This window comes from Roseovarius tibetensis (genome assembly GCF_050896375.1).
Classification (GTDB): domain Bacteria; phylum Pseudomonadota; class Alphaproteobacteria; order Rhodobacterales; family Rhodobacteraceae; genus Roseovarius; species Roseovarius tibetensis.
The window spans coordinates 1-25,052 of sequence record NZ_JBPBBB010000039.1; the positions used below are offsets into that span (position 1 = coordinate 1).

Genomic DNA, 25,052 nt, shown 5'->3' on the forward strand with positions numbered 1-25,052 from the left:
ATCGTCTTACCCCCATTCCGGTTTGCCACCCCGATCATACCGTAGCGCCGGGTTCAGGGCAATTTTTAGAGGTGCCCTCAGGTCTTATTGACCGGTTAGGGCATCACTTCTAGCCCCTTATTACGCCCCTCCAAGAGCCTGTCTTAGAGCTTTCCGGGGGCCATGCGGTGTAATTCAGGTACCAAGATCAGATATCTGCCACGAGTGACGAGCCGTTTCGATGCCTGGCTCAGAGACGAAAATCGCCTGACCGAAAAATTTTCTATTTGCATGAGGTGACCTCTTGACTGGGCATAACCCGGGGTGCGCGCGATAGCGAGTGAGCGTGTAGCTGCTCGGCAGGAATTGGAAGCAGTAAACCGGCGGGAAAAACCAACTATAATGCAGTTTTCTCCTCTCGCGCAGCGCAGATCGGTCGCCCGTCGATGGTTCTGAGCGGCAAGAGGGTTGTTTCGACCGGTCCCTCGTGAAGATACCAGTAGCATCTGTCGCGTGGCAGAAGGCGCGCCGTAGAGACGTCCTGGTAGGGGGCTGCCAAGGCGGCAACCTGCTCGGGAATGATGTCGGGGTCCTCGTCGCCGCTGCCAACGACGGCGGTGCATCCGCTCAGAATGGCCAAGGACGCGGAGGCGACGATGAATTTCCGTGTCAATTCAAGTCCTTTCCGTGCGGTCGGCTCGCCGGGCTCTCTCGGCGTGTCGACTTTGGTGCTCAACTCTGGGCGCTGACATGGTCTTCCGGCGGATGCAAGTAGGCCGTCACGCCTGTTTCAACCTGCGGATAGAGCGCGTTGATATGGGCCATGACCATCCGCACGCAGCCCGAACTTGCACGTCCGCCGATGGAGCGGGGCTCCGGCGAGCCATGGATCCGCAGATAGGTGTCGCGTTCGCCGACATAGAGATACAGCGCGCGTGAGCCGAGCGGATTACTTGGACCTGGTTCCACTCCGTCGGCGACGTCCGCGTAAAGCTCCGGATCGCGTTCGATCATGGAACGCGTCGGCGTCCAGTGTGGCCACCGGACCTTGCGCCGGATCGTGTAGGTGCCGGGCTCGTAGAGATTGCCGCGTGCGATGGCCACACCATAGCGCATGGCCGTCCCGCCCTCCTCGATGTGATAGAGGTAGCGGGCAATCGCATCCACGTGGATGTTCCCCGGAACAAGGCCCGCGCGCGCCTCGACCCGCTGTGGAAGAAAGCGTGGATCGAGGCCCCAAGGGTTGGAGGTCTCCAAGTCAAAGAACGGCGGTGTCACTTCGGCATCCCATGCGCTTTTCTGCGCCTCGCTCGGCCAGGAATCGGCCAGAAGTGGCCCTGCGATGGGCGGCGAGAACAACGCGGATGCGGTCACGATGAAATGGCGCCGGGTCAGGCCCTTCTTTTCGGTGGCATTCATCGTTCCAGATCTCGTGCATCGGAGACAAGCGTTTGCAACTGATCGGCATCCACGACACCGGGAACAAGGGCGTCGCCGATCACGAACGATGGCGCGCCCGTGATGCCGAGAGCCTGCGCCAGACGCATCGATGTCTGGATGTGCGCGTCGATCTCCTGTGCTTCCATATTGCGGCGCAATTGCGCGATATCGAGACCGAGGTCTTCTGCGATCCGAAGGACAGAAGATTCTTCGGCGCGGCCGTTCATGCCCATCATCGCCCAATGGAACTCCTCGTAGAGGTCCTGTTCGCGCGCGGCCAGCGCGGCGCGGGCGGCAAAAACCGATCCTTCGCCAAGAATGGGCCATTCACGATTGACAAGGCGCACACTTGTATCGGCCTCGAGCAGGCCCTCGATCTCGGGCTTGGCACGACGGCAATAGGGGCAATTGTAGTCGAAGAATTCCACCACCGTGACATCGCCATCCGGATTGCCCAAGACCGGCGCATTGGGGTCGCGTTCAAGCGTATCGCGTTCCCGGGCAAGCATCTCCGTCTGCGACGCCGCTTGCGCCTCGGCCACCCGGGATTCCAGGATCGCGACGGCCTCCATGACGATCTCGGGGTTTTCGCGGATGGTTTCCAGGACCAGTTCGCGCACCCTGTCCTCGGACAGGTCCTGGGCTGCCGCCTGCAGGGGCAGCGCCAGCGAAAGTGCCACCACGATCCGTGTAATGATTTTTCTCATGTCAGTTTCCTTCTTTCGCCAGATCGGCGGCAGTGCGTTCGGCCTGCACGGCGCCGGCGCGCTCGGGCCATGTCGACTGGATGTAGGCGAGGATGGTCCAGATCTCGCGATCCGTCAGGACATCGCCGAATGCGGGCATGCCGCTGTCGAACTCCACCCCTTGCAGCGCCAGGGCTTCTCGTCCACCGAGCTTGGTGTATTGAAACAGGACCCGGTCGGGATGGTGCCAGGTGTGGCCGGTTTCATCGTGAGGCGGCGCGGGCAGACGCCCATCCGCATCGGGGGTTCGCCAATCCTGCTGGCCTTCGAGGTCGGCACCGTGGCAGGCGGCGCAGCTCCGGGCATAAAGCGTCTCTCCTTGCGCGATATCCACCGTGGCCGGCATCACCGGCATGTTGGGATCGCGGGCGGGTCGCGGCGCGTCACGCAGCGCCAGCCACCCGCCAACCCCGGCAAGGCCAAGCGCCACGGGCACGGCGATCAGGACCGAAGTCTTCATGTCACGCGCAGCCATGTCATCATCCCGCTTTCCGCATGGCTGAGCATGTGGCAATGAAACAGCCAATCGCCCGGATTGTCCGCGACAAAGCCGATCTCGCGCGTCTCTTGCGCAGCCAACAGAAGCGTGTCGCGCATCGGGCCGACGGTCCTACCGTCGCGGATTTCGCGGAAGTGCATCCCGTGCAGATGCATGGCGTGGGGAAAGACGGTCTCGTTGACGATCTCCAACCGGACCGGCTCACCAATGGAAAGATCGGCCAGCGGGACCTGCGTCATCTCGGCCATGTCGTTGAAGGCCCAGAACCGTCCCTGCGCCGCAAGCGCGCGAAAGCCCAGACGCTCTCCACCCAGGAGGGCGCTGTCCATCCGGCCCATGGCGCCGCCCGACATCACCAGTCGCAAAGGTCGGGCATCAGCCAGCGACCCGAGGCCATCGCCGGTATTGGGTGGCAGGACTGCCGGTGCCGCGCGCGGTGACTGCGTGGCCGTGCCGGACACGGGGAACGCCACCTGCGAGGCGGGCCGGTCGTCATCGCCGATCCGGACAAGATGCGCGGTCTCGCCCGCTTCGGCCGTCACATCGACGATCAGGTCGGCACGCTGCGCCGGGGCGAGGACGAGGACGTCCTCCAGAGGTTCAGGCACGGCAAGTGGCATGCCGTCGAGCGCGACGGCCCAGCCACGCAAACCTCCAAGCTGCAACGGAAAGATCCGCGCATTCGACGCGTTGATGATCCGCAGGCGCAGACGCATGTGCCGCGCGACCGGGATGGACAGGTCGAAACGCCCGTTGGTTGTGATCAGGTTTCCGATCCGGCCGCCATGGCTCATCGCCATCGGCTGATCGAAACTGTCGTCGATCAGGGCCGTTTCGGGATCAAGCAACCAGTCGTCAAGAACGAGGGTCTCCTCGTGATCCACCTCGGGTGGGTCGGCCTCTTCCACGATCAGCGGCCCGTGCAGGCCGCGGGCGACCTGCACCCAGGACCGATTGTGCGCATGATACCAGTAGGTTCCGGCATCGGGCGCCACGAAGTCATAGTCAAACGCCTGTCCCGGCGCGACAGCTTCCTGCGTCAGGCCCGAGACACCGTCCATCGCGTTGTCGATGCGGATCCCGTGCCAGTGGACCGAGGTCGGCTCGGGCAGGTCGTTGACCAGCCGCCGCCGCACCCTTTCGCCCTGAAGCACTCGGATCGCCGGACCGGGGGCGCGGCCCTCATAGCCCCAGATGGATGTCGCCGGATAACCTTCGGGGGCGAGCTGTGCTGTGGCCTCGCGCGCTGTCAGGGTCGCGGGCGCGTGTGAGGCGGCAGACACCTGCCGACCGCTTGCCGCCAGGCCCAGAACGGCGGCGGTTTGTCCAAGGAAGGCGCGTCGTGTCGGCATGGTCAAAATCTCCAGAGTAGTATCGGGGCGGGCGAAGGTCTCGCCCGGCCCCAGTCATTTGAACGTCAGGAGTCGTGACCCATCCCGAAATCGCCCACCATGCCGGCTTCACGGTGGCCGGGGACGTTGCAGGCGAACCCGATCTCGCCGCCTTCGGGGAAGGTCCAGATGACCTCGCCTGTATCCCCCGGCTCCAGAAGGACGCTGTTGGCATCGTCATGCATCATGCCGGCTTCCATCATCTTGTCATGGTTGAGGCTGCTTGCGGTCATCATGCCTTCGCGCATCATCCTCTGCATTTCGCCAAGATGCCCATCCCAGGTCTCGCTCGTGCCGATGTTGAACTCGTGCACCGCGCGACCGACATTGATGACCTCGAAACGGATCGTCTCGCCGGGTGCGACCTCGATGGTCTTGGGGCTGTATTTCATTTCGTCCATTTCGATGGTGATCGTGCGGTCGACCTGTGCCGTTTCGCCGGGCTCGCCGATGCTGCTGTCATGGCCGGGGCTGGCAACTGCGATGGATGCGGTCAGACTGGCCACAAGGGCGGTGCTGGTCAGAGAAGTCTTGATCATGTCTTGGTCTCTCATGTCTGAGTGTCGTTCAGGGAATGCGGTCGTGACACGGCCCAGCTACGCGGAGGTGGCAGGTGAACAGGCGCATTTCTCCCGCGTATTGTAGTTTTCGCGAGTGACTGACGCACGGTCCGGAAACCTTGTGCCCCCGATATCTGGCGAGTCAGCAGAATGGCGGCGGGGGAACAACTCGGGTCGGGATGGCAGGACCGGTCGCCTGCACCGTCCTGCGCCGCGTGCCCGCCCACCATGTCATGGTCTTCCGACGCCGCAGCGATATCCGAATGGGCATCCGCCGTGTCGGCAAACCCGGGCGCCGGAGCGGCCAGAACCGCTAGCGCGATCATGAGCGCCGCGACAAGACCCCCGTGCGCGTCAAGAAACGACAGCACCCGCATCAATTGATCCCGTTCTCGCGCTGCACCTCACGGACATAGCGCACGATATACTGAACGTCTGCGCGGGTCAGACCCTCGACCGGAGGCATGTTGCCGAACGGCCAGTGATGCGCGCGCACGCCGTTCCGAACTGCCATCTGAAAGGCTTCGTCGGAATGATGGCTCGGCTCGTAAGTGCGGTGAACCAGCGGCGGCGCGACCCCATTCTGACCGGCCGCGTTGTCCCCATGACAAGATGCGCATTTGGCCTCGAAGGCGCGCTTGCCGATCGTCGCCTCTGGCGACAACTGCGCGGGAAGCTGAACCTCGACGATCCGCGCACCCTCGGCCATGTCGGTCAACGAAGCTGGATCCGGATGAACCATGGACCCCGCCGTTTGCTCGGCCGGCTGCATGGACTGCCAAATCGCCAAGCCAAGCCCGCCAAAAAGGACACCACCGACGAGAAGCCCGAGTTTGTCCATTTTGTTTGTCCCTTCATTGCCTGTGATCTTTTGCAATCCAAATCGTCACCCGGCGGGGTGCTGTCGTTTCAGACCACGCGATATTTCAAGCGTTTCCTACTAGCCCTCGTCGACCTTGCAACCTGACAACCCCATGTTTTTTTTATCAGAGTGTATCCTACAGCACTGCCCGGACGGGGCACCTATCGTTCGGTAAGTTCAGGGAGACGGTGAGAAGGATGACCTGGAAGTCAGGAGACCTAGGCATAAAGCTCCGCATGCCGGTCTGTTTATGTGCCGTGATGCTTGTCCCGCAGCCGCGTCACTGTTCCAGCGCCTTGCGCCGCCGGTCGAACTCTTCTTCGTCGATCTCACCCGAGGCGAAGCGTTCACGCAGGATGTCGAGCGCGTCGCGCTTTCCGCGGGTTCCGCCGCCCTGATTGTCGGTGAACCATTTCACTGCAAAGACGATCAGGGCGATGACGACACCCCAGAACAGGATCATCATAAGCCCGCCGAACATGCCGTATCCGCCACCCCACATCATGTGACCATATCCTTCCTGCCCGTTTTCTCCGGGGTCCGCCACGGCCAGTGTCGGAACCGCAAGACCCGTGATGGCCCAGATTGCCGTTCGCCTCATTTCATGCCTCCTTCTATTTTGGCTGGTCATCGACAGCTTCGTCCCCCGCCAGCGGAATGAAGATCGACGCCTTCAACCCGCCTTCGGGACGGTTTTCGAGCCGGATGTCGCCACCGTGCCCGCGCACGATCGCCCGCGCGATGGCAAGGCCGAGCCCGTGCCCCCCGGTTTCGAGCGAGCGGGACGCTTCAAGACGGTGAAACGGCGCGAACACTTCCTCGAGTTCATCATCGGGGATTCCGGGGCCATGATCGGTGACCTCGATCACCAGATCGCCGCCCGCGCGGTACCAGCCGACTGTCGCGCCGCGCCCGTAGCGGGTGGCATTCTCGACCAGATTGCGAACGGCCCTGCGCAAGGCGCGGGGGCGAATGCGTACCGTCATCGGCGGGCCACCGGTCAATTCGAAAGGCGAGGCCTTCTCACCTGCGAGTGTTTCGAGCCAGTCGGGCAAGTCGACGACCTCCGAGGCTTCGCGCCCCGCCAGCCCCTCGGCGAAGTTGAGCGTGGCCTCGGCCATGGCCTGCATCTCGTCGATGGAAGCGATCAAGCTCTCGCGGGTCTCCGCGTCATCTACGAGTTCGGCATCGAACCGCATCGCCGTGAGAGGCGAGCGCAGATCATGGCTGACCGCGGCGAGTATGCGGGTGCGATCCGCCACAAAGCGCGTCAGCCGGTCCTGCATGCGGTTGAACGCGAGGGTGAGGTCGCGCACCTCGTCAGGACCGGAGACCGGCAACGGCTCACGCGCGTCGCCGCGCCCCAGATTGTCGGCGGCGCGCGACAGATCCCGCAGGGGCCCGGTCAGGCGGGTCATCACGAACCAGAACACCGCGACAAGTATCAACGCGGCCGTCAGCCCGAAGACAAGGAAGGACGACAGGGGCCACTGCAACGGCGGGCGTTCGAACCGGGTGTCGACGTTCAGCCACTGGCCCCCGGACAGCGCAATAGACAGGGTCAGCTCGACCGCCTGCATCCGGCCACGCATCATCTCCTGATGCATCTGGGCCATTTGCGGAGACAGGTTCGGGATCGGATGGAGGGGGACGGCGGTGTCCCTCAGGTTGACCCGGATGTCGCGGCTGAAGCCGTCGCCAAGCAATGCGCGGACCCTCGTTTCGATGTAGGCTGCGTGGTGATGGTCAGGCGCGGTGACGCTCGGGGCGGGCGCCAGGTCGAACCGCACGAGCGGCGAATTCGCCGCCCGCACGATGGACGCGGAAAGATCGGGCGGCGCCTCTTCCAGCAAGCGCACGACATTGGCGGCGCGTCCGGCCGCCTCGAAGCCCAAAGCGGCGCGGACGGCCAGGCTGCGCTCGTCCGCGAAGAGCCAAAGGCTGACTGCCTGAGCCATGGCCAGCGCCCCAAGGATCAGGATCACGAGCTGCGCGCGCAGGCTGCCCATGCGCGGCCGGGTCACGCGATCACCTCGACATCCGCGTTCAGACTGTAGCCTTGGCTCCGGACGGTGGTGATGAGCGTCGGGCGCAAGGGGTCGGCCTCGATCTTGCGCCGTAGCCGACTGATCTGGTTGTCGATCGTGCGATCGAGCGGCCCCGCCGCGCGCCCCACCGTGAGATCGAGAAGCTGCTCTCGCCTCAGGACCGTGCGCGGACGCGCCAGAAGGACCGTCAACAGCCGAAAATCTGCCGTCGTCAGTTGCACGTGATTGCCGTCTCGATCGGTCAGGACATGGGCGTCGGCATCCAGCGTCAGCCCGCCAAAGCGCAGGATACGGCCTGAAAGCGTTCCGGCCTCGCTCCTCTTCTCTGGTGCGCGGCGCAGGACCGCCTTGATCCGAGCGAGAAGCTCGCGCGGGTTGAACGGTTTCGGCAGGTAGTCGTCCGCGCCGATCTCCAGCCCCACGATCCGGTCGTGATCCTGCCCAAGCGCCGTGAGCATGATGATCGGCAGCCGTTTCTCGGTCGATAGGCGCTTGCAGACCGACAACCCGTCCTCGCCCGGCATCATGACGTCAAGCACCATCAGGTCGAAGTGACCTTTCGCGAGCTTCTCGTCCATGTCCCGGGCATCCTTCGCCGCCGTCGCCCGCATGCCGTTGCGTTCCAGAAATCGCGTGACCGAAACCCGTATCTGGCGGTGATCGTCGACGACGAGGATATGCGGCAAGCTGTTCATCCCTTCTCATTTGGCAGGGTGGCGCCACGAGGTCAGCACCGCGATTGTAACGCTTTGTATCAGGCATCCTTGTTGCGACGAACGGATACAAAATCGGAAATGACGCGGCCTTGGCGGTCCCTACTACGTATCCCATGTCAGTGGGGCGTTTCACACAAGAAAGGATACAGACATGAAAACCAGAGCGAAACTCGCGGCGGCTACCGCCATTCTGATGTCGCTTGGCGGCGCTGCGCTGGCAGCGGGCGATCATGGCCACGGTGGCCCGGGCGCGCCAGGTGCCCAGGACAAGGGCGCCGGCAATCATGACATGATGCCGATGATGAAGCGGATGCACGCGCAGATGATGGGGGGTAGCAGCCCGATGGGTAGCATGGGTATGATGGGCGGCGGCCCGTCGCACATGGCCGCGACGATGGAGCGGTTCGACACGGACGGCGATGGTACGGTGACATCGCAGGAAGCCCATGAAGGTCTGCAGGCCCTGCTGGCGGAATATGACGCCGATGGCGACGAAACTCTGTCTCTCGCCGAATTCGAGAGCCTCCACAGCGCCCTCGTTCGCGAAACCATGGTGGACCGCTTCCAGTTCCTCGACGACGATGGCGATGGCGCGGTGACGATGGAAGAGATTGTCAAACCCGCTGACATGATGGAGCGCATGGAGACGATGCGCGACGGAATGATGCCCGGACAGAACGGCGGTATGCAGGGCGACGGCGGCATGATGGGCAACGACTGAGCCCACCTTTCCCCACCCCTTGCCCGGTGCCCCACCATGCGGGGCCGGGCCTCAACCATGAAAGGACAGACAGAATGGCATACACACATGACCGCCTGATGGCGGAGGCCGATATCGACGCCGCCGAGGCCCGCGTGCGCGCGGCGCTCACCGATGCAGGCTTCGGCGTTCTGACCGAAATCGACGTCGAGGCCACGATGAAAAATAAGATCGACAAGGACATGGAGGGTTACAAAATTCTCGGCGCCTGCAATCCGGAGATGGCATGGCAAGCCATGGGCCTAGAGCCGCGGATCGGCGCGATGCTGCCCTGCAATGTCATCCTGCGCTCCGTCGAGGGCGGCACCGAGGTGAGCGCCATCGACCCGGTGGCCTCGATGCAGGCGGTGGACAATGCCGAGCTGCACAAGGTGGCCGGCCAGGTCCGCGACATGCTGATCCGCGCCGTTGATGAAGCCTGAAGGTGGCAACTGATGAAAATAGTTCCGGGTCGGCGCGTTTTCGTTCTCGGGCTGGCGGCCTCGCCGATCGCCCTCGCCAGTTCTCGGCTCTACGCACAGGCTCGAACCATCTGGTCGGCCGGCGAAGCCCATGACGCCCGTCTTGCAGACCGTGCACGCGTGATCGACATCCGGTCGCGGGAGGAATGGCTGGAAACCGGCGTCGGCGCCGGAATCTGGCCGATCAGCATGCACGAGGACCGTTTCCCCGATCGCCTGTTCGCGGCGAAAGCGCTGGCCGGCTCGCGTGATGTTGGCCTGATCTGCGCGACTGGCGGTCGTTCGGCCGCCTTGCTCCGCGCGCTCCGGCAAGCTGGCTACGAGGGCTACGTGGACATTTCCGAGGGAATGCTGGGATCGCGCGGAGGCCCGGGCTGGCTTGCTGCCAGGCTGCCCGTTGTTCCGCGTGCCACGTCGCTCGCCTCACTGCCGGACGAGCTCAGCTGACATGTCCGACAAGAATGGCAATCCTGGGCCGGGCCTATCGTTCTTCGGCAAGATAGCTGTTTGGATTATAGGCGCCTTTGTTGTCCTGGGCATTGTTGCCTGGACTGCAGGCTGGTGGGCGATCGACATCGACCGGGCCACGGTCCAGGCCTGGATCGCGGCGACCGGACCGTGGGGTCCGCTCGCGGTGATCGCGCTGATGACGGTTGCGGTCGTTGCCAGCCCCATTCCAAGCGCGCCGATTGCGCTGGCTTCAGGGGCAGCCTACGGACATTATGCCGGCACCGTCTATGTCGCTTTGGGGGCCGAGATCGGCGCGCTTGTCGCGTTCCTCATCGCTCGTGGGCTAGGGCGCGGGCCCGTCGAGCGCCTTCTTGGCGACAAGGCCGATTACGGCCTGCTTGGCTCGCAGAACGCATTGACGCTCACGGTCTTCGCGAGCCGACTTCTGCCCTTCGTCTCTTTCGACGCGATGAGTTATGCTGCGGGTCTCAGCCGGCTCCACTTCTGGCGGTTTGCTCTGGCCACGATGGCAGGCATCCTGCCCGCAAGCTTCGCGCTCGCGCATTTCGGCAGCGCCGCGATGGAGGGCGCGTTCGGCGGCACGGAATGGATTGCGCTCGGGCTGGGGCTGATGACGGGGCTTCCCCTGGTCGTCCTCGCGCTCCGCCGTGGCACACCCGGGAATGCCGACGCACCTGAAACCGATCGAAAGGAAGACGTGTCATGAGTTCCGAATATCGGAAAAACAGCATCACCTTGCCCGGCGCGGTGGCCATGGGCACCGGGGTCATGATCGGCGCGGGCATCTTCGCGCTGACCGGGCAGATCGCCGAGCTTGCCGGGCCGCTCTTCCCGCTGTCTTTTATCGTCGGTGCAATCGTGACCGCGTTCAGCGCCTACACCTACGCCAAGATGTCGAACGCCTTTCCGTCCGCGGGCGGCATCGGGATGATCCTGACGAAAGCCTATGGGCCGACGGCGATCGCGGCGGGCGCCGCGATGCTGATGGCGCTGTCGATGGTGATCGCCGAGAGTCTCGTGGCGCGAACCTTCGCGACCTATGTTCTGCGACCCTTCGACATCACGGAGGGGCCGCTGGTACCGGTCATCGCCGTCGCAGTGATCCTGTTTGCCTTCTTCGTGAACGTTGCCGGCAACCGGTCGGTCGGGCTCTTCTCGCTGGTGATGGCCGTGATCAAGATCGGCGGAATCGCGATCTTCGGAATTGCGGCCCTGTGGTCGAGCGGCGTCGGCTTTGCCGCCGCCTCCGAGGTCGGCCACGAGTTCACCGCAACCGGCTTTGTCGCCTCCGTTGCGCTGGCCATTCTGGCCTTCAAGGGCTTTACCACGATCACCAACAGCGGCGCCGAGATCACTGACCCGCACCACAATGTGGGCCGGGCGATCACGATCTCGATCACGCTCTGCGTAGTCGTCTACCTGCTGGTCGCCTTCGGTGTCGGGTCGAGCCTGACCATCGACCGTATCATCGAAGCGCGCGACTATTCCCTGGCCGAGGCGGCAGAACCCGCGCTCGGGCAAGCGGGTTTCCTTCTCACGGTGCTTCTCGCGGCGGTGGCAACTGCTTCGGGGCTGCTGGCCAGCATTTTTGCGGTGTCGCGCATGCTGGCGATGCTGACCGACATGAAGATGATCCCTCACAGCCATTTCGGCATGTCGGGCGGGATCCAGCGCCACATGCTGATCTACACCGTCGTCATCGGCTCGGCGCTGACCGTGTTCTTCGACCTCGGCCGGATCGCGTCGCTGGGCGTCTTCTTCTACCTGGTGATGGACATCATCGTTCACTTTGGCGTGTTCCGGCATCTCCGCCGGGAGATCGGCGCGCGCGGCTGGGTGCTGCTGACGGCGATCATGCTCGACATGGTGGTGCTGGCCGCCTTCGCCGCGATGAAGTGGCAGTCCGATCCGTTGATCGTCGTACTTGGCGCGGCCGGCATGGCGTTGGTGTTCCTGTTCGAGCTGGTCTTTCTTGCGCGCAATCCGATCACAGAAGGCCATCCCGACCACCATCAAAAGTGACTTGAGCTTCCAGTCGCTGGAGGCGTGACACTGCGACCGAACCAGAAAGGTGCGCACAGCATGGACCACGATCATCATCACGCGGCGTCCGACATACCCGCAGGAACCGAGACGGCGAAGGACCCGGTCTGCGGGATGAGTGTCGCGGTCAAGCCGGACGGGCGGCACGCGGAGTTCCGGGGCGAGACCTTCCATTTCTGCTCCGAGAAATGCCAGACCAATTTCAAGGCCGACCCGTGGCACTACGCGTCGGGCCGCGCCGCAGGGAAGAAGAAGGCCGCCCCCGCGGACGTCCAGTACACCTGTCCCATGCACCCCGAGATCATCCGCGACGCGCCCGGAGCTTGCCCGATCTGCGGCATGGCGCTGGAGCCGATGGTGCCCTCGGACGAGCCCAGCGAGGAGTTGACGGACTTCACCCGCCGGATGTGGATTAGCGCGGCGGCGGCTGTGCCGCTGATGGTGATCACCATGGGCGAATTCGTGGGGCTCGACGTGCGTGGCTGGATGGGTCACCAGTTGTCGGTCTATACGGAATTTGTCCTTGCCACGCCCATCGTCCTTTGGGCGGCGCTACCATTCTTCCGGCGCGGGCTCGACTCGTTCAGGAACTTGTCTCCCAACATGTGGACGTTGATTTCACTCGGGGTCGGCGCGGCCTATGTCTATTCGCTAGTCGCAACCTTCGCGCCAGAAGTGTTCCCCGAGCAATACCGTATGGGCGACGGGGTCGGCACCTATTACGAGGCGGCGGTCGTCATTATTGCGCTGGTCTTCGTCGGCCAGGTTTTGGAACTGCGCGCGCGAGAGCGGACCGGCGACGCGATCCGCGCACTCCTGGACCTCGCGCCAAAGACCGCCCGACGCATCCTGGAGGATGGCACGGAATACGACGCGCCGTTGGAGAACATCGTGGAAGGCGACCTCTTGCGCGTGCGACCGGGCGACAGCGTACCGATCGATGGCGAGGTGATCGAGGGGCGCACGTCGGTTGATGAAAGCATGATCACCGGCGAGCCTGTGCCCGTAGAAAAAACAGAAGGCGATCGCGTTACGGGAGGAACGATCAACAAGAACGGCACCTTGGCGATCCGGGCGACGCAGGTCGGTGCCGACACTGTGCTGGCCCAGATCGTTGAAATGGTGGCAGGCGCACGGCGATCTCGCGCGCCGATCCAGGGGTTGGCCGACCGGGTCTCGTCGATTTTCGTACCGACGGTCGTCGCTGTGGCGATCGCTGCGTTTTTCGCCTGGCTTGCCTTCGGTCCCGACCCGGCGTTGGCCTTTGCAATCGCTTCGGCCGTCTCTGTCCTGATCATTGCCTGCCCCTGTGCTCTGGGTCTCGCCACGCCGATCTCGATCACGACCGCCGCAGGGCGCGGCGCACAGGCGGGCGTGCTGATCAAGGACGCCGAGGCGCTGGAGCGCATGGCCCGCGTCGATACCGTGATCGTGGATAAGACCGGCACGCTGACAGAGGGCAAGCCGGCCCTCACCGATGTCGTGGCACTACAGGGCGACGAGGCGGAGGTGCTGGGCCTTGCCGCCGCGATGGAGCGCGGCTCCGAGCATCCCCTGGCCGAGGCGATTGTCGCGGGAGCGCGGGATCGGGGCCTGTCGCTCGGCAGCGCCGCGAATTTCGAAGCCGTAACGGGCAAGGGCGTGCACGGCACCGTCGATGGACGTCGCGTGGCGCTCGGCAACTCTGCGATGATGCACGTTCTCGGACTCGAGACCAAGGACATCGAAGCGCGGGCAGACACGCTTCGTGCGGATGGCAAGACGGCGATGTTCGTTGCCGTCGAGGGCACGCTTGCCGGAATCGTCGCCGTGGCTGACCCGATCAAGGAGACCACCGAAAGTGCGATCCGCGATCTGCATGCGCTCGGACTGACCATCATCATGGCGACTGGCGACAACCAGCGCACGGCCGAGGCCGTTGCGCGGCAACTGGGCATCGACGAGGTGCGCGCCGGCGTTCTGCCCGAGGACAAGCAGAAGCTGGTCGAGGAGCTGCACGCGAAGGGCGCGTCGGTGGCGATGGCTGGCGACGGCGTGAACGATGCGCCCGCGTTGGCAGCGGCGGACGTGGGCATCGCCATGAGCACCGGCGCCGACGTTGCCGTGGAAAGCGCGGGTATAACGCTGATGCGCGGCGATCTGGTGGGGCTCGTGCGGGCGCGCAAACTGGCCGTGGCGACGCTGCGCAACATCCGCCAGAACCTGTTCTTCGCCTTCGCCTATAACGCGGCCGGCGTGCCTATCGCGGCAGGCATACTCTATCCGGTCATGGGGCTGCTGCTGTCACCCATGATCGCGGCGGCAGCGATGAGCCTGTCGTCGGTCTCCGTCATCTCGAACGCGCTGCGGTTGCGGCGAGTAAAGCTCTGAGCGAAAGGCGGCCGCCCTGGCTGGTTCACATCGCGGGCATATGCCGTCGAGTGGGCGCGCCAGCGCACAGGAAGTTCTAAAGACGGCGCCGAGATTATCGACATCACCACCACTATTCATGTCCACTTCGGATACATCGCGTTCAAGCAAGTGAGCTGACTCGGGGAGCTGCCATTCCCGCATCACGCCACTCATGGCCAAAATCCGCCCTCCGTTCCAAATGCTGCAAGCGCGACGGTCGGTGAAACCGCGTCCGCTTTGGGCTGACTGCCGTCATCTGATAGTTTCTATCGGGAATGCTTAGCGGGCCGTCCGGCTTGATTCGCTCTATCCCGCACCTCGCGTTGTCTGGGATGAGCGCGCTAACTAAGCGCGGCGCGCGTGCAACAGTCCAGCAGAGGGCGAGCCGGGACCAGCGGGGAAAGATGTTTGCCTCAAAGCTAAAGATGCAACAAGAGGTCGGCCCCGCGCAAAGCCTCGCCTAGCGTTTTTGCTATGTGGGGCTCTATGTGGGGTAATGTGGCCTGCCGGCCATTTTTATCAACGATTTCAGGGGTGGTTGGCGGAGAGACAGTCCTTCCCGATCTGCCCCTGTCATAATTTTATGTTTTTAAATCAGTGGTTTAAGTTATTTCCGCGTTGCGTTTTGCGTAGCATAATGGGTAGCATTCTCGAGATGCTTCCTGAAGAAGCACGCAGTCGGCGTCACAATGATTATCCGTTTATGTCAGTGTGGAGCAGTGGCAATAATAAAGCTCGGCGATTATCCCCTCACACGTTACATGTCGGGCGCCGGAGAGTGATCTTCAGAAGCTGTTTTCCCTCTATTGACGTGTCCCATCAGGCTTTCTAGAAATAATTCTCGCAACTTTTCAACCCGTCGTAGCTCGATTGAGCCTTCTTCGACCTCTACTCCGTCCTGCGATAGATACACCGTAAATTGTTCGGACTTCAGACGAACCGCGGTTCTCCTAGAGTGCCGCGCGACAATCAGCATGACCGCCACGCCTTCGTTCGGCAGCACAGCGTCGCGTGTTCGCAAGGCCGCCATCAGCAGGTCTATTCGTCGCGGTCGTCCACGCAGCCCAAGCTCCCGACTAACCAGTTCAGTCCGCCATGAATTTCCCGGATCTGTTGACCCTGCCGCTCCAGCCGCTGCTCGATGTTCGACAATTCGGTTTCCGGCGTTGCCAACCGCTGAAGGGCACTCACCGTAGACTTCATCTGCCGTTCGACGGCATGTAGCCCGCGGATCAATTCGTCGATCTGCTCCGATGCCCTTGCCGAACCGCTGTTCTGCAAGACCTTTTTGAGAAGATCGATCATCTCGCGCATAAGCGCTTCCATTTCTTGAGACGTCATTTCGCTGCCGGATCCGGTCATTAAGTTCCTCCAATGTTTTATTCAGGTGGCCTATCGAAACGCTCAAGGCGTCGATGACTGATGGTAAAGCTGGGCCCAGTATGAGCTGGTTATTCAGTCTGTCCGCAAGTTTCGCGATAAATTCCGAAAGCCGTGCAAGCGCGCCGCTCCGCCGGTTGCTCGAAGTTGTTATGAAGTCTGGGTGGCGTAAAGAGATACGCAACCGCGGTGCTTTCAGGATTTCCGCAGGATCAGGGTGGGCAATGTTCCAGACGCCTTTTGAGTAACGCTCTGAATTCCATTCGGCCCGCTTTTCCCATTGCGACTGAAAGCGAGCATCAGATTGTCGCAATATGGACTGACGTACGGTGATTTCATCAAGATCAGACACCGGTGCATCTCGTACCAGTCGGCCCCGCAGAACCATGGGCACCCCGGATGTCGCAGGATTGTCGATGACGAGAGCATCGTCCGTCCGATCGATGATTTCCAGGTCTGTTCCCTTTGTCAGGTCACGTATACGATCAAGCAGGTCGTCACGCGTCTCGATTTCATTTTCCTGAATTTTCAGCATGTACCAGAGAAAAGGGATAGGGGACGCCGGGGTGAACTCGGTCCCGTTTCTATCGGCTTCTGCGACGGTTTTCTCGATCCAATCCGCGGTTTTGATCGGCCGCTCACGATCGGGACAACGTGGGTCTTCGTATCCGAAATGCTGATTCAGAAGGTCGACGACGGCGTCAAAATCGTTTCGGCTTCCCTTGGTCGGCGGATGCGGGTTGAAGCTGCGGACCTGCCCTTTCGAATTCCACACACCACGGGGAAGCGCAAAATTCAGCTCGAGGCGACCGGTATGAGAATGAGTTCCGATCAGTACGGGTAGCCGATTTCGCTTTGGGACCCCAGCCCACACCATTTCGAGAAAGATTTCCGCGCAAGCCGCCGCCGCGTGCCGCGGCTGCGGGTCACCACGATTGAATGCGGTGACGTCGATGTCTGGTTCTGAGAAAGTCATAGTCGCCGCGCGGTAGCGCATCTTGAACTTCAGCGACTGAACCGACTTCTGGAACAAAACCGGATCTCCGAGAAGTAGCTCCGGAGCAGGATCACGGGTGATCAACTCGCGTGATGAACCGACACGTTTCTCAACACGTGGAGATAGAAAATACCGTGCTGGTTCACCGTGACCGGTCCCTGCCTGATGTGGAGACCAACCGAGGATCATTTTGTCGTCCGCGATCGATCAGAGAGCCCCAGAACCAGCTCGTATTCGATCCGATCCAGGCGTAGAAGTATCTGTTGCACGCTGAGCGGATCCGTCACCTTTTTCGTGATTTCATATGCGAGTTCCGCAATCGCTTCCCGGGCATTGTTCCGCGCACAGATGTCACGCAAAAGCTCATCTTTTCCAGGTTTCTCGATGTCCGCGAGTGCGGCATTCGACAGATACCCGGACATGGACATACCGCGTCGTTCAGCCCTTGCAACGATGCGGGCGCGGTCAGCGGCGCTTACGTTTACCTTTACTTGCTGTAATCTGCTCATCTCTCGCCTCCACATCCAAATGGGCCCACCCCGGGGGGCCTTGATCAAGAACGAGAATCGAATGAAACCGTGAAAGTCACAAAGAAAAAATTCACCGCTTTTCAAAGTCATTCGCTGATCCCGATGTCGCAGATGGTCTTCGTGATCTGTGCATAGCTGTCACATCCCGCCATCGCGTATGGCTGGATACGGAGCCTCGAGCACCGGCTGCATTTTCTTCCGCAGAAGATCGGGGAGGGGGGATTTTCCATGAGCCTTGCGGGACGGCGCGCAACCCCGAAGAGCATGCTCCTGCATGAATCGGTGATCGACACCACGGCCATTTCCCGGAAACTTGACGGGCAGGAGGGCGACTGATCCGGCCGCTCACCCCCTGACCCTTGTCGCGGAGCCATACATGGAACTTCTCCTCATCCTCGTCCTGGCGTTCTTCGTCTACCGCCTCCGGTCCCAAGTCCGCGACCTCGGGGCCCGGGTCGATCGTTTGTCCGGGGACGCCCCGGAGGCCCCGGAGGTCAAGGCCCCGAAAGTCGGCCTCGAGACGCGGGCCCCGAAGGCGGATCGCACGGGGGATAACGCTCCGGAACCGTCGGCTCCGGTCTTCGCGCCCTGGGCGGACCGGATCAGGGGCCTCGTCGCGTCGTTCGGGGTCCCGGACCGTGTCCGGGGCCTGTTTTCCGCGTTCATCTGGAACTGGCCCCTCGTGATCGCCGGGGTCTCCCTCGCGCTCGGCGGGATCTTCATGGTGCAGTACGGGGTCGAGGCGGGGCTTCTGGGCCCTCGCATGCGGGTGATCGGCGCCGCGCTCCTGGGCGCGGCCCTAATCCTGTCCGGAGAATGGCTCCGGCGCCGATACGGGGACGAAGTGTCCGGGCCAACCCGGGCGATCCCGTCGACCCTGTCCGGGTCCGGCCTCGTCGCGCTCTTCGCCGCGCCGGCGGCCGCGCACGCGCTCTATGACCTGATCGGGCCCGGAACGGCGCTTGTCGCGACCACGGCGGTCGCCGGCGGCGCGATCCTGCTGGGTTGGTTCCACGGGCGTGCGCTCGCCTATGGCGGGGTGATCGGTGCGTCGCTCTCCCCGCTCTTCGTCGACGGGGCCCCGGACACCTCCGGGATGCTGCTCTATCACCAGGCACTGATCGCGCTCACCGGCGCCGCCGTCGGGGCGATCCGGGGCTGGCATGGGCTGACCCTGACCGCTCTGGGGCTGACCTCCTGGATGGCGTGGGTGATCCATCTCAACCTGCCCCTGACCGGGCACATGACCGTGTTCGTCCTGCTCGTCTTCGCGATCGCCCTTCTGGTCGCGGGCCGGTCCGTCATCCCGCGGCACGACGGTGCCTGCGCTTCCGCACTCCTGCGGCCCGGGGCGGACGCGCCGGTACCTGCGACCCTCATCGCGGCCGCAGGCGCGGTCTTCGCCGCCGGGTCCCTGCTCGCCCTGGGCTCCGTCGCGGGAGTTGCGGGGTTCACCGTCACCGCCGCGGGGGCGGCGCTGGCCGCCGCAGCGATGATCCTCGTCGCGCCGCGCGCCCCGGCCCTGGCGGACCTGTTCGCCCCGTTCGTCCTCGCCCTGGTCGGGATGATCATCGGTCAGGGGCTGACCGGGTCCGACGCGGTCGCGGTGATGCTGCCGCAGCCTCAGGCGGACATCGTGCCCCCGCCCGGAGGCCGGATGGGCTCGACCACCGCAGAGATCGCCTTTCGTGACCTGGCCCCCGTCCTGCTCCCGCTGATCGGTCTCGTCATCGGCGCGCAGCTGCTCGGCGTCTACGCCCGGCGACCGCGCCTTGCGCGCGCCGCCCCGTTCTGGTCCGTCTTCGTTCCCGGGGCCCCGGCCGCGACCGCCCTCGCGCTCCAGTCGCTCTGGTCCCCGGCCCAGACATTCGGGGACGGGGCCTGGTTCCTCATCGTCGCCGGGCTCGCTGCCGCGCTGGCTGGGCTCGTCGTTCCGGCCGCTCGCGCGGAGACTGGGCCCGGCCCGGTCACGGGGCAGGTCGCGGCCGGGTCCGCGGTGATGATCGCGCACGCGTTTTTCATCCTTCTGTCGGGGGCCGCCCTGACGGCCGCGCTCGGCGCGCTACTCGTGGCGCTCGCGGTGCTCGACCGGCTCTACCGGCTGCGCGGTTTCTCGCTCCTGATTCAGGCGGGCACGGTCCTGATCGGCGGGCGGCTCCTTTACGACATGACCCTTCTACCAGCCCTGCACGGCTCTGCTGGCGGCGCCCTGCTCGCCCAGGTCTCGCCGATTCTGCTCATGGCGGCGGCCTGGGTGCTTCTCGACCGGGACCGGGATGGGGCCCGGATCACTCTGGAGAGCGCAGTCTGGGGCGCCGGCGCGATTGCCGCCGGGACCCAGATCTATCACCTGCTCGGGGAGCGCGCGCTGCATGTCAGCTACGGGCTTTTCGCGGCGACCCTGATCGTTCCGGGCCTGGTCCAGCTCTACCGGCTTCGGATTTCGGACAGGTTCATGTGGTGGGTCCGCCTGTTTCTCGGCGCCGCGTTCCTGTCCGGGGGCGGGTTGATCCTGACCATTCGCGAGGCGCTCCTGACGCCGCTGAACAGCCAGAGTTTCTTCGGCGATGGCACGGTCAACGGGCCGATCCTGTTCGACACGCTTGCCGCAGGGTATCTGCCGATCACACTCATTTTCGCGGCGGGGGCCTGGTTCCTCACGAACACGCCGCGCTGGTTCCGGGGCGTCCTCATCGTCCTGTCCATATCCCACGCGGCTGCCTATATCGGTCTCGAGATCCGCCGGTTCTGGCGCGGCGACGACCTGTCGGTGGCCGGCGTGACGCAGCCCGAGCTCTACAGCTACACGGTGGCGATGATGCTCGCGGCGGCCGGGCTCCTGCTGCTGGCCTGGCTGCGCGGCTCCGACGGGCTGAGGCGCCTGGCGATGGCCGGGGCGGCGGTCACGATTGCGAAGGTCTTCTTGGTGGACATGGAGGGGCTTACGGGACTGATCCGCGTCGCCTCCTTTATCGGGTTGGGGCTGGCGCTGGCCGGTCTCGCCTGGGTCAATCGGGCGATCCGGGACGTCAAGGTGAAGGCCTGACGCGCATAAGGATCCGGTAATCCATGGCGGCATGTCCCCGCCCGGGATCAAAACGTCGCTATTTGACTGATCAGGGCGAGATGCGACAGGTGCTTGGGAACATTCTGCTCTACGGCGCATGGCTCTATGCTTGCGGGCGTTTCTAGCGTTTCATGCGTGTACGTTCTCGGGAAATGCTTCTCTGAGCAACGGCTTGAGCTGCGTTTCCGGTGTTTAGTGCGATTCCGACGTCTCGATCTGATCAGATAGGCATTGCCCCGCGATAGCTGACCGCCGACAGGGCGACGGATATGGGCCTCGGGACGGTTCGGGTACGCGTCGCCCCACTCATCCGTGAAGAACCGGCCTGCGATCTGGGCCGCGCGCCTCGCCCTTCCTTTTCTACCCGCCCCGGACTGGGCCGCGCACCGGGATCCCGTGTCAGAACAGGGTGATTTCGCTTCGAAATCTGTAGGATAAAAATTATCTGCGTTACGCCGTTGATATTCCAGACAAAAAGCCGTGTCAGTGCCGAATTTTACCCGGTTCGGGACGGTTTCGGGCCGTTTTTCGGCGGATCGGGTGCCGATACCGCTACAGAAAATACCACGAAAACAACGCTGTAACGGCGTTACGCCCCCGTTACACTTTATGTTACGCTCATAAATCACTGAAATCTCAGGATAAATATATATATATCTCGTGCGTAACAGATATAGAGATATATATTCCCCTGCGCAGGCACGCACGCGCCCGCACGCGCCCACACACCCCCGCGCAGGTATACACACTCATGGGGTGTTACAGCGTTACACCCGTTACGCCGTTGTTTTTGAACGGTTTTAACGTAACAGGGGCCGTTTCGGGGTGTTACGGGGGCTGAATATCCGGGGAAAATCCAGGGGAGACGGTTTTCGAAGGCCCCGGACAGGCGCTGTGCGCGGGCGTGAGTGCGATCCGGGCGCTGAGCGGCTCGGTTGTCGCGGGGGCGCGTGAAGCGGCTCACGGGCGATTTCTCGCGCTCTCATGAGTGCGGGGCCATCCTGAAGGTCCGGATCTCCATCATTGCCCGAATTATCGAACATCCTTACGGTGCGAGAACCGGACCCGCCCTGACAAGGTTGCGTGGGTGAGTTCCGGGCGAGAGGGCGGGTGTTGATATCCATTCGACCGGCGCCGATTTCACCCTGATCCCGTAAGACCACTTGAGGAATGCGAGCACAAAGGAGCCGCCAGATGCCGACTGACGAAACACCCAGCCCCCAGGCGACGGACCTACTTGAGGCGCAAGAGCACACCCGCCTCGAAGATGTCGACCATGCCGCCTTCTTCGCGGCGCTCGACGCCCCCGCTGAGCCCGGAGCGGCGCTTGTCGCTGCGGCGGGACGCTACAAGGCGCGCGTGGCGGCTCCCGGCTGACTGACGAGATAGCCGAGGCTGGGCGCGTTCTCGTGTAAGCCCGTCATGAAATATCAGGCTCTGCAAAAACGCGTCCGCGTGCGCAGTGGCGGGCGCCGATATTGTGGATATCTCCCCCGCCGCGATTGCCGACAGAGGGGAAACCCTTTAGACGGAAGGGAAAAATCGGCCACACGCGCTGATTGAGGGGGACCCGGATGACCGACGAGCAGAAGCAACGCCTCGAAAAGGCCCTGTGGGGGATCGCGAACACGCTCCGCGGCAAGATGAACGCGGACGAGTTCCGGGACTACATCCTCGGCTTCATCTTCTACAAGTACCTCTCCGAGCGCCTGCACATCTACGCCGATGACGCGCTCAAGGAGGACGGGATCCGGTTCTCCGAGATCGACGAGGCATCGGCGGAAGGCCGCGCCGTCCTCGACGAGCTCAAGCACGCGACCACCGAGGCGCTCGGCTACTTCCTGAAACCGTCCGAGCTGTTCAGCGCCGTCGCGCATGAGAGCCGCCAGCCCGGCGCCTTCGTCCTGCCCCAGCTGTCCGAGATCCTGGGCAACATCGAGCGATCGACCATGGGCACGGCCGCCGAGGACGATTTCGACCACCTGTTCGAGGACCTGGATCTCACATCGACCAAGCTCGGGCGGACCGAGGAGGCCAAGAACGCCCTGATCTCGAAGATCCTGACCCATCTCGACGAGATCGACTTCCGCCTCGAGGACGCGAACTCCGACGTGCTGGGCGACGCCTATGAATACCTGATCGGCATGTTCGCATCGGGGGCCGGCAAGAAGGCCGGCGAGTTCTACACGCCGCAATCGGTCTCGACGATCCTCGCGCGCATCGTGACGACGGGCAAGACGCGCCTGAAGTCCGTCTATGACCCGACCTGCGGCTCGGGGTCCCTGCTGCTGCGCGTGGCCAGGGAGGTGGACGAGGTCAGCGACTTCTACGGCCAGGAGCAGAACCGGACGACCTACAACCTCGCGCGGATGAACATGATCCTGCACGGGGTCCATTACCGGAATTTCGACCTGCGCCAGGACGACACGCTGGAGACCCCGATGCACGAGGGGCAGACCTTCGAGGCGATCGTGGCGAACCCGCCCTTCTCGGCGAAATGGTCGGCGAAGGATCTGTTCAAGTCCGACGACCGGTTCGCGGATTACGGCCGCATCGCGCCGGCGTCTAAAGCCGATTACGCCTTCGTCACGCACATGCTGCACCATCTCGACGAAAAGGGCGCGATGGCCGTCGTGCTGCCGCACGGGGCGCTGTTCCGCGGCGGGGCCGAGGGGGTGATCCGCGACCACATCATCCGCGAGAAGAACTGGCTCGACGCGGTGATCGGGCTGCCGGCGAACATCTTCTACGGAACCGGGATCCCGACCTGCATCATGGTCTTCAAAAAATGCCGCGAGACCGAGGACGTGCTCTTCGTCGACGCCTCGACGGAATTCGTCCGGGGCAAGAACCAGAACTGGCTCGACGAGCCGAATATCGACCGGATCGTGGGCGGGTTCCAGGACCGGGTCGAGGTTGACCGGTTCAGCCACCTCGCCACTCGCGAAGAGATCGCGGAGAACGGCTACAACCTGAACATCCCGCGATACGTGGACACCTATCAGGCCGAACCCGAGGTGGACCTCGCCGAGGTCACCGGGAACCTGAAGAGGATCGAGGCGGACATGGCCGAGGTGGATGACCGGATCCGGGGGTTCTGCGCCGAGCTGGAGCTGGAGGCGCCGGTATGAGCGCGCCCGAGATCCGTTTCCCGGATTTTAGAGATCCCTGGGAGCCGACCGTCGCCGGTGCAGCGCTCAAGCATAGTCGCGCACGCGGGCAAGCCGGTCTTCCGATCTATTCCGTGACCCTCGACCGGGGGATGGTGCGACGAGACAGCCTTGACCGTCACATGGAGGCCGATGCCCAGGATGGTCAGAACCTGCGGGCGCAACCCGGCGATGTCGTCTACAACATGATGCGGATGTGGCAGGGGGCGGTCGGGGTGGCCCCGGAAGAGTGCATGGTCAGCCCCGCCTACGTGGTCCTGAGGCCGACCCAGGAAACGAACCCCCAGTTCTTCAATCACTGGTTCCAGACGTCGCGCATGCTGCACAAGCTGCGCTCCTATTCACACGGGCTGACCAAGGATCGTCTGCGCCTCTACCCTGATGATTTCGCGAAGATCCCGCTCCATGTTCCAACCCGGGCGGAGCAGGACAGGATCGCTGCTTTTCTTGAAACCATCGACACCAAGCTGACCGCCCTGCGGCAAAAGGCCAACGCGCTCCGTCAGTTCAAGACGGGCCTGATGCAAAAGATCTTCTCGCAGGAATTGCGGTTCACGCGGGAGGACGGGTCGGAGTTTCCGGACTGGGAGGAGAAGCCGTTTTCAGAGATCGCGACCCGGGCGGGCGAACAGTTCGATCCCCGGAAAGAGAACGGCAGCCCCATCGTTATCGAATTGGAAAACCTGGAAAGTGCGTCAGGAAAGATCCTGTCTTCGGTTGATATCGATGGGCAGATCAGTTTGAAAAACCGGTTCAGGTCAGGGGATGTACTGTTCGGGAAACTTCGTCCGTACCTTCGGAAGTTCGCGCGCCCCGATTTTGACGGGGTTTGTTCTTCTGAAATCTGGGTTTTGAGGGGGCGTGAGGGCGTCTCGAACGGCTTCCTTTACGCGCTTGTCCAGTCGTCGCTGTTTGGTCAGGTGGCGAACATTTCATCTGGCTCGAAGATGCCTCGTGCTGACTGGAGAACGATCGCAGGAGTGGATTTTCCAGTTCCATGCTCTGAGGAACAGGAGAAGATTGCCTCCGCCCTTACGACCCTCGACGCTAAGATCGACGCCGTGACCGACCAGACCACCCATATGGAGACCTTCAAGAAGGGCCTTCTCCAGAAGATGTTCGTGTAAAAAGGATCCCGTTATGAACGCCGCAGTCTCCGCTCCCGTCATTGCGCTCGCCGGATGTTTCCTCTCTTCGGCCGCCTCGGCGCAGGATATCCCCCGGTACTCGGCCGAAGCGTATTGTCAGGAGGTTTCCGAGGTCAGCGGCGGGTCGTCCATGATCTACGGCGGGTGCATCGATATGGAGCAGACGGCCTATAATTCTCTGAAACGCGAATGGGCGGGCCTGCCCGCCCGGGCGCGGACGTACTGCGATGAGGTCGCCCGGGTGTCAGGTGGGTCCTATTCCATCCTGCAAGGCTGCATCGACATGGAACTGGACGCGGCCAACAACACGCCCGCGCAGGGCTCCGAACTCATGTGACAGTGACAAGAGAGGATTTTTCTGAATCTTTGCGGCGGCACGACCATGGAGCCGCC

23 protein-coding genes are annotated in these 25,052 nt (G+C 63.1%); 11 read left to right on the top strand and 12 right to left on the bottom strand.

Annotated features, from left to right (window positions below):
• Positions 1–376: 376 nt before the first annotated feature.
• The 10 genes from ACROSR_RS16800 to ACROSR_RS16845 form a co-directional block, all read right to left on the bottom strand.
• Entirely contained in the window at positions 377–652 is a 276-nt protein-coding gene (locus ACROSR_RS16800) for an RNA-binding protein (protein ID WP_432687054.1), read from the bottom strand.
• 59 nt (positions 653–711) lie between these two features.
• The gene (locus tag ACROSR_RS16805; protein ID WP_432687055.1) at positions 712–1,398 is read right to left on the bottom strand and encodes a L,D-transpeptidase; all 687 of its coding nucleotides are present in this window, start codon (positions 1,396–1,398) and stop codon (positions 712–714) included.
• Entirely contained in the window at positions 1,395–2,126 is a 732-nt protein-coding gene (locus ACROSR_RS16810; RefSeq protein WP_432687056.1) for a DsbA family protein, read from the bottom strand. Before ACROSR_RS16810 ends, ACROSR_RS16805 begins: the two co-directional genes overlap by 4 nt.
• A gap of 1 nt (position 2,127) precedes the next feature.
• Positions 2,128–2,520, bottom strand: coding sequence for a c-type cytochrome (locus ACROSR_RS16815; RefSeq protein ID WP_432687075.1), 393 nt, complete (start codon positions 2,518–2,520; stop codon positions 2,128–2,130).
• Positions 2,521–2,621: 101 nt separating this feature from the next.
• Complete coding sequence (locus ACROSR_RS16820) at positions 2,622–4,016, bottom strand: multicopper oxidase family protein (protein ID WP_432687057.1); 1,395 nt, start codon at positions 4,014–4,016, stop codon at positions 2,622–2,624.
• A 65-nt stretch (positions 4,017–4,081) separates the two neighbouring features.
• On the bottom strand, positions 4,082–4,594 hold the full coding sequence (locus ACROSR_RS16825; RefSeq protein ID WP_432687058.1) for a cupredoxin domain-containing protein: 513 nt from the start codon (positions 4,592–4,594) through the stop codon (positions 4,082–4,084).
• Between the two features lie 397 nt (positions 4,595–4,991).
• On the bottom strand, positions 4,992–5,456 hold the full coding sequence (locus ACROSR_RS16830) for a c-type cytochrome (RefSeq protein WP_432687059.1): 465 nt from the start codon (positions 5,454–5,456) through the stop codon (positions 4,992–4,994).
• 301 nt (positions 5,457–5,757) lie between these two features.
• A complete protein-coding gene (locus ACROSR_RS16835; RefSeq protein WP_432687060.1) occupies positions 5,758–6,078 on the bottom strand; it encodes an SHOCT domain-containing protein in 321 nt (106 codons plus the stop codon).
• Between the two features lie 13 nt (positions 6,079–6,091).
• Positions 6,092–7,486, bottom strand: a complete 1,395-nt coding sequence (locus ACROSR_RS16840) for an ATP-binding protein (protein WP_432687076.1) — start codon at positions 7,484–7,486, stop codon at positions 6,092–6,094.
• A gap of 11 nt (positions 7,487–7,497) precedes the next feature.
• Positions 7,498–8,220 (bottom strand): response regulator, encoded by a 723-nt coding sequence (locus ACROSR_RS16845; protein WP_432687061.1) that lies wholly within the window; start codon positions 8,218–8,220, stop codon positions 7,498–7,500.
• Positions 8,221–8,392: 172 nt separating this feature from the next.
• On the opposite strand from ACROSR_RS16845, the gene ACROSR_RS16850 reads away from it, so the two are divergent.
• The 6 genes from ACROSR_RS16850 to ACROSR_RS16875 all read left to right on the top strand — a co-directional run bounded on the left by ACROSR_RS16850 (position 8,393) and on the right by ACROSR_RS16875 (position 14,346).
• The gene (locus tag ACROSR_RS16850; protein ID WP_432687062.1) at positions 8,393–8,962 is read left to right on the top strand and encodes an EF-hand domain-containing protein; all 570 of its coding nucleotides are present in this window, start codon (positions 8,393–8,395) and stop codon (positions 8,960–8,962) included.
• 74 nt (positions 8,963–9,036) lie between these two features.
• Complete coding sequence (locus ACROSR_RS16855) at positions 9,037–9,423, top strand: DUF302 domain-containing protein (protein WP_432687063.1); 387 nt, start codon at positions 9,037–9,039, stop codon at positions 9,421–9,423.
• A gap of 12 nt (positions 9,424–9,435) precedes the next feature.
• Positions 9,436–9,909: a rhodanese-like domain-containing protein gene (locus ACROSR_RS16860; RefSeq protein ID WP_432687064.1), complete on the top strand. Its 474-nt coding sequence runs from the start codon at positions 9,436–9,438 to the stop codon at positions 9,907–9,909.
• 1 nt (position 9,910) lies between these two features.
• The gene (locus ACROSR_RS16865; RefSeq protein ID WP_432687065.1) at positions 9,911–10,639 is read left to right on the top strand and encodes a TVP38/TMEM64 family protein; all 729 of its coding nucleotides are present in this window, start codon (positions 9,911–9,913) and stop codon (positions 10,637–10,639) included.
• Positions 10,636–11,955, top strand: a complete 1,320-nt coding sequence (locus tag ACROSR_RS16870; protein ID WP_432687066.1) for an APC family permease — start codon at positions 10,636–10,638, stop codon at positions 11,953–11,955. The genes ACROSR_RS16865 and ACROSR_RS16870 overlap by 4 nt, the downstream gene beginning before the upstream one ends.
• A 60-nt stretch (positions 11,956–12,015) precedes the next feature.
• A complete protein-coding gene (locus tag ACROSR_RS16875) occupies positions 12,016–14,346 on the top strand; it encodes a heavy metal translocating P-type ATPase (protein WP_432687067.1) in 2,331 nt (776 codons plus the stop codon).
• A gap of 778 nt (positions 14,347–15,124) precedes the next feature.
• Here ACROSR_RS16875 and ACROSR_RS16880 read toward each other — a convergent pair.
• Together ACROSR_RS16880 and ACROSR_RS16885 are read right to left on the bottom strand one after the other, a co-directional pair.
• Positions 15,125–16,933 (bottom strand): hypothetical protein, encoded by a 1,809-nt coding sequence (locus ACROSR_RS16880; protein WP_432687068.1) that lies wholly within the window; start codon positions 16,931–16,933, stop codon positions 15,125–15,127.
• Complete coding sequence (locus ACROSR_RS16885) at positions 16,930–17,253, bottom strand: plasmid mobilization protein (protein ID WP_432687069.1); 324 nt, start codon at positions 17,251–17,253, stop codon at positions 16,930–16,932. The genes ACROSR_RS16880 and ACROSR_RS16885 overlap by 4 nt, the downstream gene beginning before the upstream one ends.
• 397 nt (positions 17,254–17,650) lie before the next feature.
• On the opposite strand from ACROSR_RS16885, the gene ACROSR_RS16890 reads away from it, so the two are divergent.
• The 5 genes from ACROSR_RS16890 (at position 17,651) to ACROSR_RS16910 (ending at position 24,996) form a co-directional block, all read left to right on the top strand.
• Positions 17,651–20,320, top strand: a complete 2,670-nt coding sequence (locus tag ACROSR_RS16890) for a DUF2339 domain-containing protein (protein WP_432687070.1) — start codon at positions 17,651–17,653, stop codon at positions 20,318–20,320.
• 1,215 nt (positions 20,321–21,535) lie between these two features.
• Entirely contained in the window at positions 21,536–21,718 is a 183-nt protein-coding gene (locus ACROSR_RS16895) for a type II toxin -antitoxin system TacA 1-like antitoxin (RefSeq protein WP_432687071.1), read from the top strand.
• Between the two features lie 197 nt (positions 21,719–21,915).
• A complete protein-coding gene (locus tag ACROSR_RS16900) occupies positions 21,916–23,472 on the top strand; it encodes a type I restriction-modification system subunit M (RefSeq protein ID WP_432687072.1) in 1,557 nt (518 codons plus the stop codon).
• Positions 23,469–24,638, top strand: coding sequence for a restriction endonuclease subunit S (locus ACROSR_RS16905; RefSeq protein ID WP_432687073.1), 1,170 nt, complete (start codon positions 23,469–23,471; stop codon positions 24,636–24,638). Before ACROSR_RS16900 ends, ACROSR_RS16905 begins: the two co-directional genes overlap by 4 nt.
• A 13-nt stretch (positions 24,639–24,651) precedes the next feature.
• Positions 24,652–24,996, top strand: a complete 345-nt coding sequence (locus ACROSR_RS16910) for a hypothetical protein (protein WP_432687074.1) — start codon at positions 24,652–24,654, stop codon at positions 24,994–24,996.
• Positions 24,997–25,052 lie beyond the last annotated feature (56 nt).

Coding starts and splice junctions, on each gene's coding strand:
- ACROSR_RS16805 (WP_432687055.1), bottom strand. CDS start 1,398: ATGAATGCCACCGAAAAGAAGGGCCTGACCCGGCGCCATTTCATCGTG.
- ACROSR_RS16810 (WP_432687056.1), bottom strand. CDS start 2,126: ATGAGAAAAATCATTACACGGATCGTGGTGGCACTTTCGCTGGCGCTG.
- ACROSR_RS16815 (WP_432687075.1), bottom strand. CDS start 2,520: ATGCCGGTGATGCCGGCCACGGTGGATATCGCGCAAGGAGAGACGCTT.
- ACROSR_RS16820 (WP_432687057.1), bottom strand. CDS start 4,016: ATGCCGACACGACGCGCCTTCCTTGGACAAACCGCCGCCGTTCTGGGC.
- ACROSR_RS16825 (WP_432687058.1), bottom strand. CDS start 4,594: ATGATCAAGACTTCTCTGACCAGCACCGCCCTTGTGGCCAGTCTGACC.
- ACROSR_RS16830 (WP_432687059.1), bottom strand. CDS start 5,456: ATGGACAAACTCGGGCTTCTCGTCGGTGGTGTCCTTTTTGGCGGGCTT.
- ACROSR_RS16835 (WP_432687060.1), bottom strand. CDS start 6,078: ATGAGGCGAACGGCAATCTGGGCCATCACGGGTCTTGCGGTTCCGACA.
- ACROSR_RS16840 (WP_432687076.1), bottom strand. CDS start 7,486: ATGGGCAGCCTGCGCGCGCAGCTCGTGATCCTGATCCTTGGGGCGCTG.
- ACROSR_RS16845 (WP_432687061.1), bottom strand. CDS start 8,220: ATGAACAGCTTGCCGCATATCCTCGTCGTCGACGATCACCGCCAGATA.
- ACROSR_RS16850 (WP_432687062.1), top strand. CDS start 8,393: ATGAAAACCAGAGCGAAACTCGCGGCGGCTACCGCCATTCTGATGTCG.
- ACROSR_RS16855 (WP_432687063.1), top strand. CDS start 9,037: ATGGCATACACACATGACCGCCTGATGGCGGAGGCCGATATCGACGCC.
- ACROSR_RS16860 (WP_432687064.1), top strand. CDS start 9,436: ATGAAAATAGTTCCGGGTCGGCGCGTTTTCGTTCTCGGGCTGGCGGCC.
- ACROSR_RS16865 (WP_432687065.1), top strand. CDS start 9,911: ATGTCCGACAAGAATGGCAATCCTGGGCCGGGCCTATCGTTCTTCGGC.
- ACROSR_RS16870 (WP_432687066.1), top strand. CDS start 10,636: ATGAGTTCCGAATATCGGAAAAACAGCATCACCTTGCCCGGCGCGGTG.
- ACROSR_RS16875 (WP_432687067.1), top strand. CDS start 12,016: ATGGACCACGATCATCATCACGCGGCGTCCGACATACCCGCAGGAACC.
- ACROSR_RS16880 (WP_432687068.1), bottom strand. CDS start 16,933: ATGATCCTCGGTTGGTCTCCACATCAGGCAGGGACCGGTCACGGTGAA.
- ACROSR_RS16885 (WP_432687069.1), bottom strand. CDS start 17,253: ATGAGCAGATTACAGCAAGTAAAGGTAAACGTAAGCGCCGCTGACCGC.
- ACROSR_RS16890 (WP_432687070.1), top strand. CDS start 17,651: ATGGAACTTCTCCTCATCCTCGTCCTGGCGTTCTTCGTCTACCGCCTC.
- ACROSR_RS16895 (WP_432687071.1), top strand. CDS start 21,536: ATGCCGACTGACGAAACACCCAGCCCCCAGGCGACGGACCTACTTGAG.
- ACROSR_RS16900 (WP_432687072.1), top strand. CDS start 21,916: ATGACCGACGAGCAGAAGCAACGCCTCGAAAAGGCCCTGTGGGGGATC.
- ACROSR_RS16905 (WP_432687073.1), top strand. CDS start 23,469: ATGAGCGCGCCCGAGATCCGTTTCCCGGATTTTAGAGATCCCTGGGAG.
- ACROSR_RS16910 (WP_432687074.1), top strand. CDS start 24,652: ATGAACGCCGCAGTCTCCGCTCCCGTCATTGCGCTCGCCGGATGTTTC.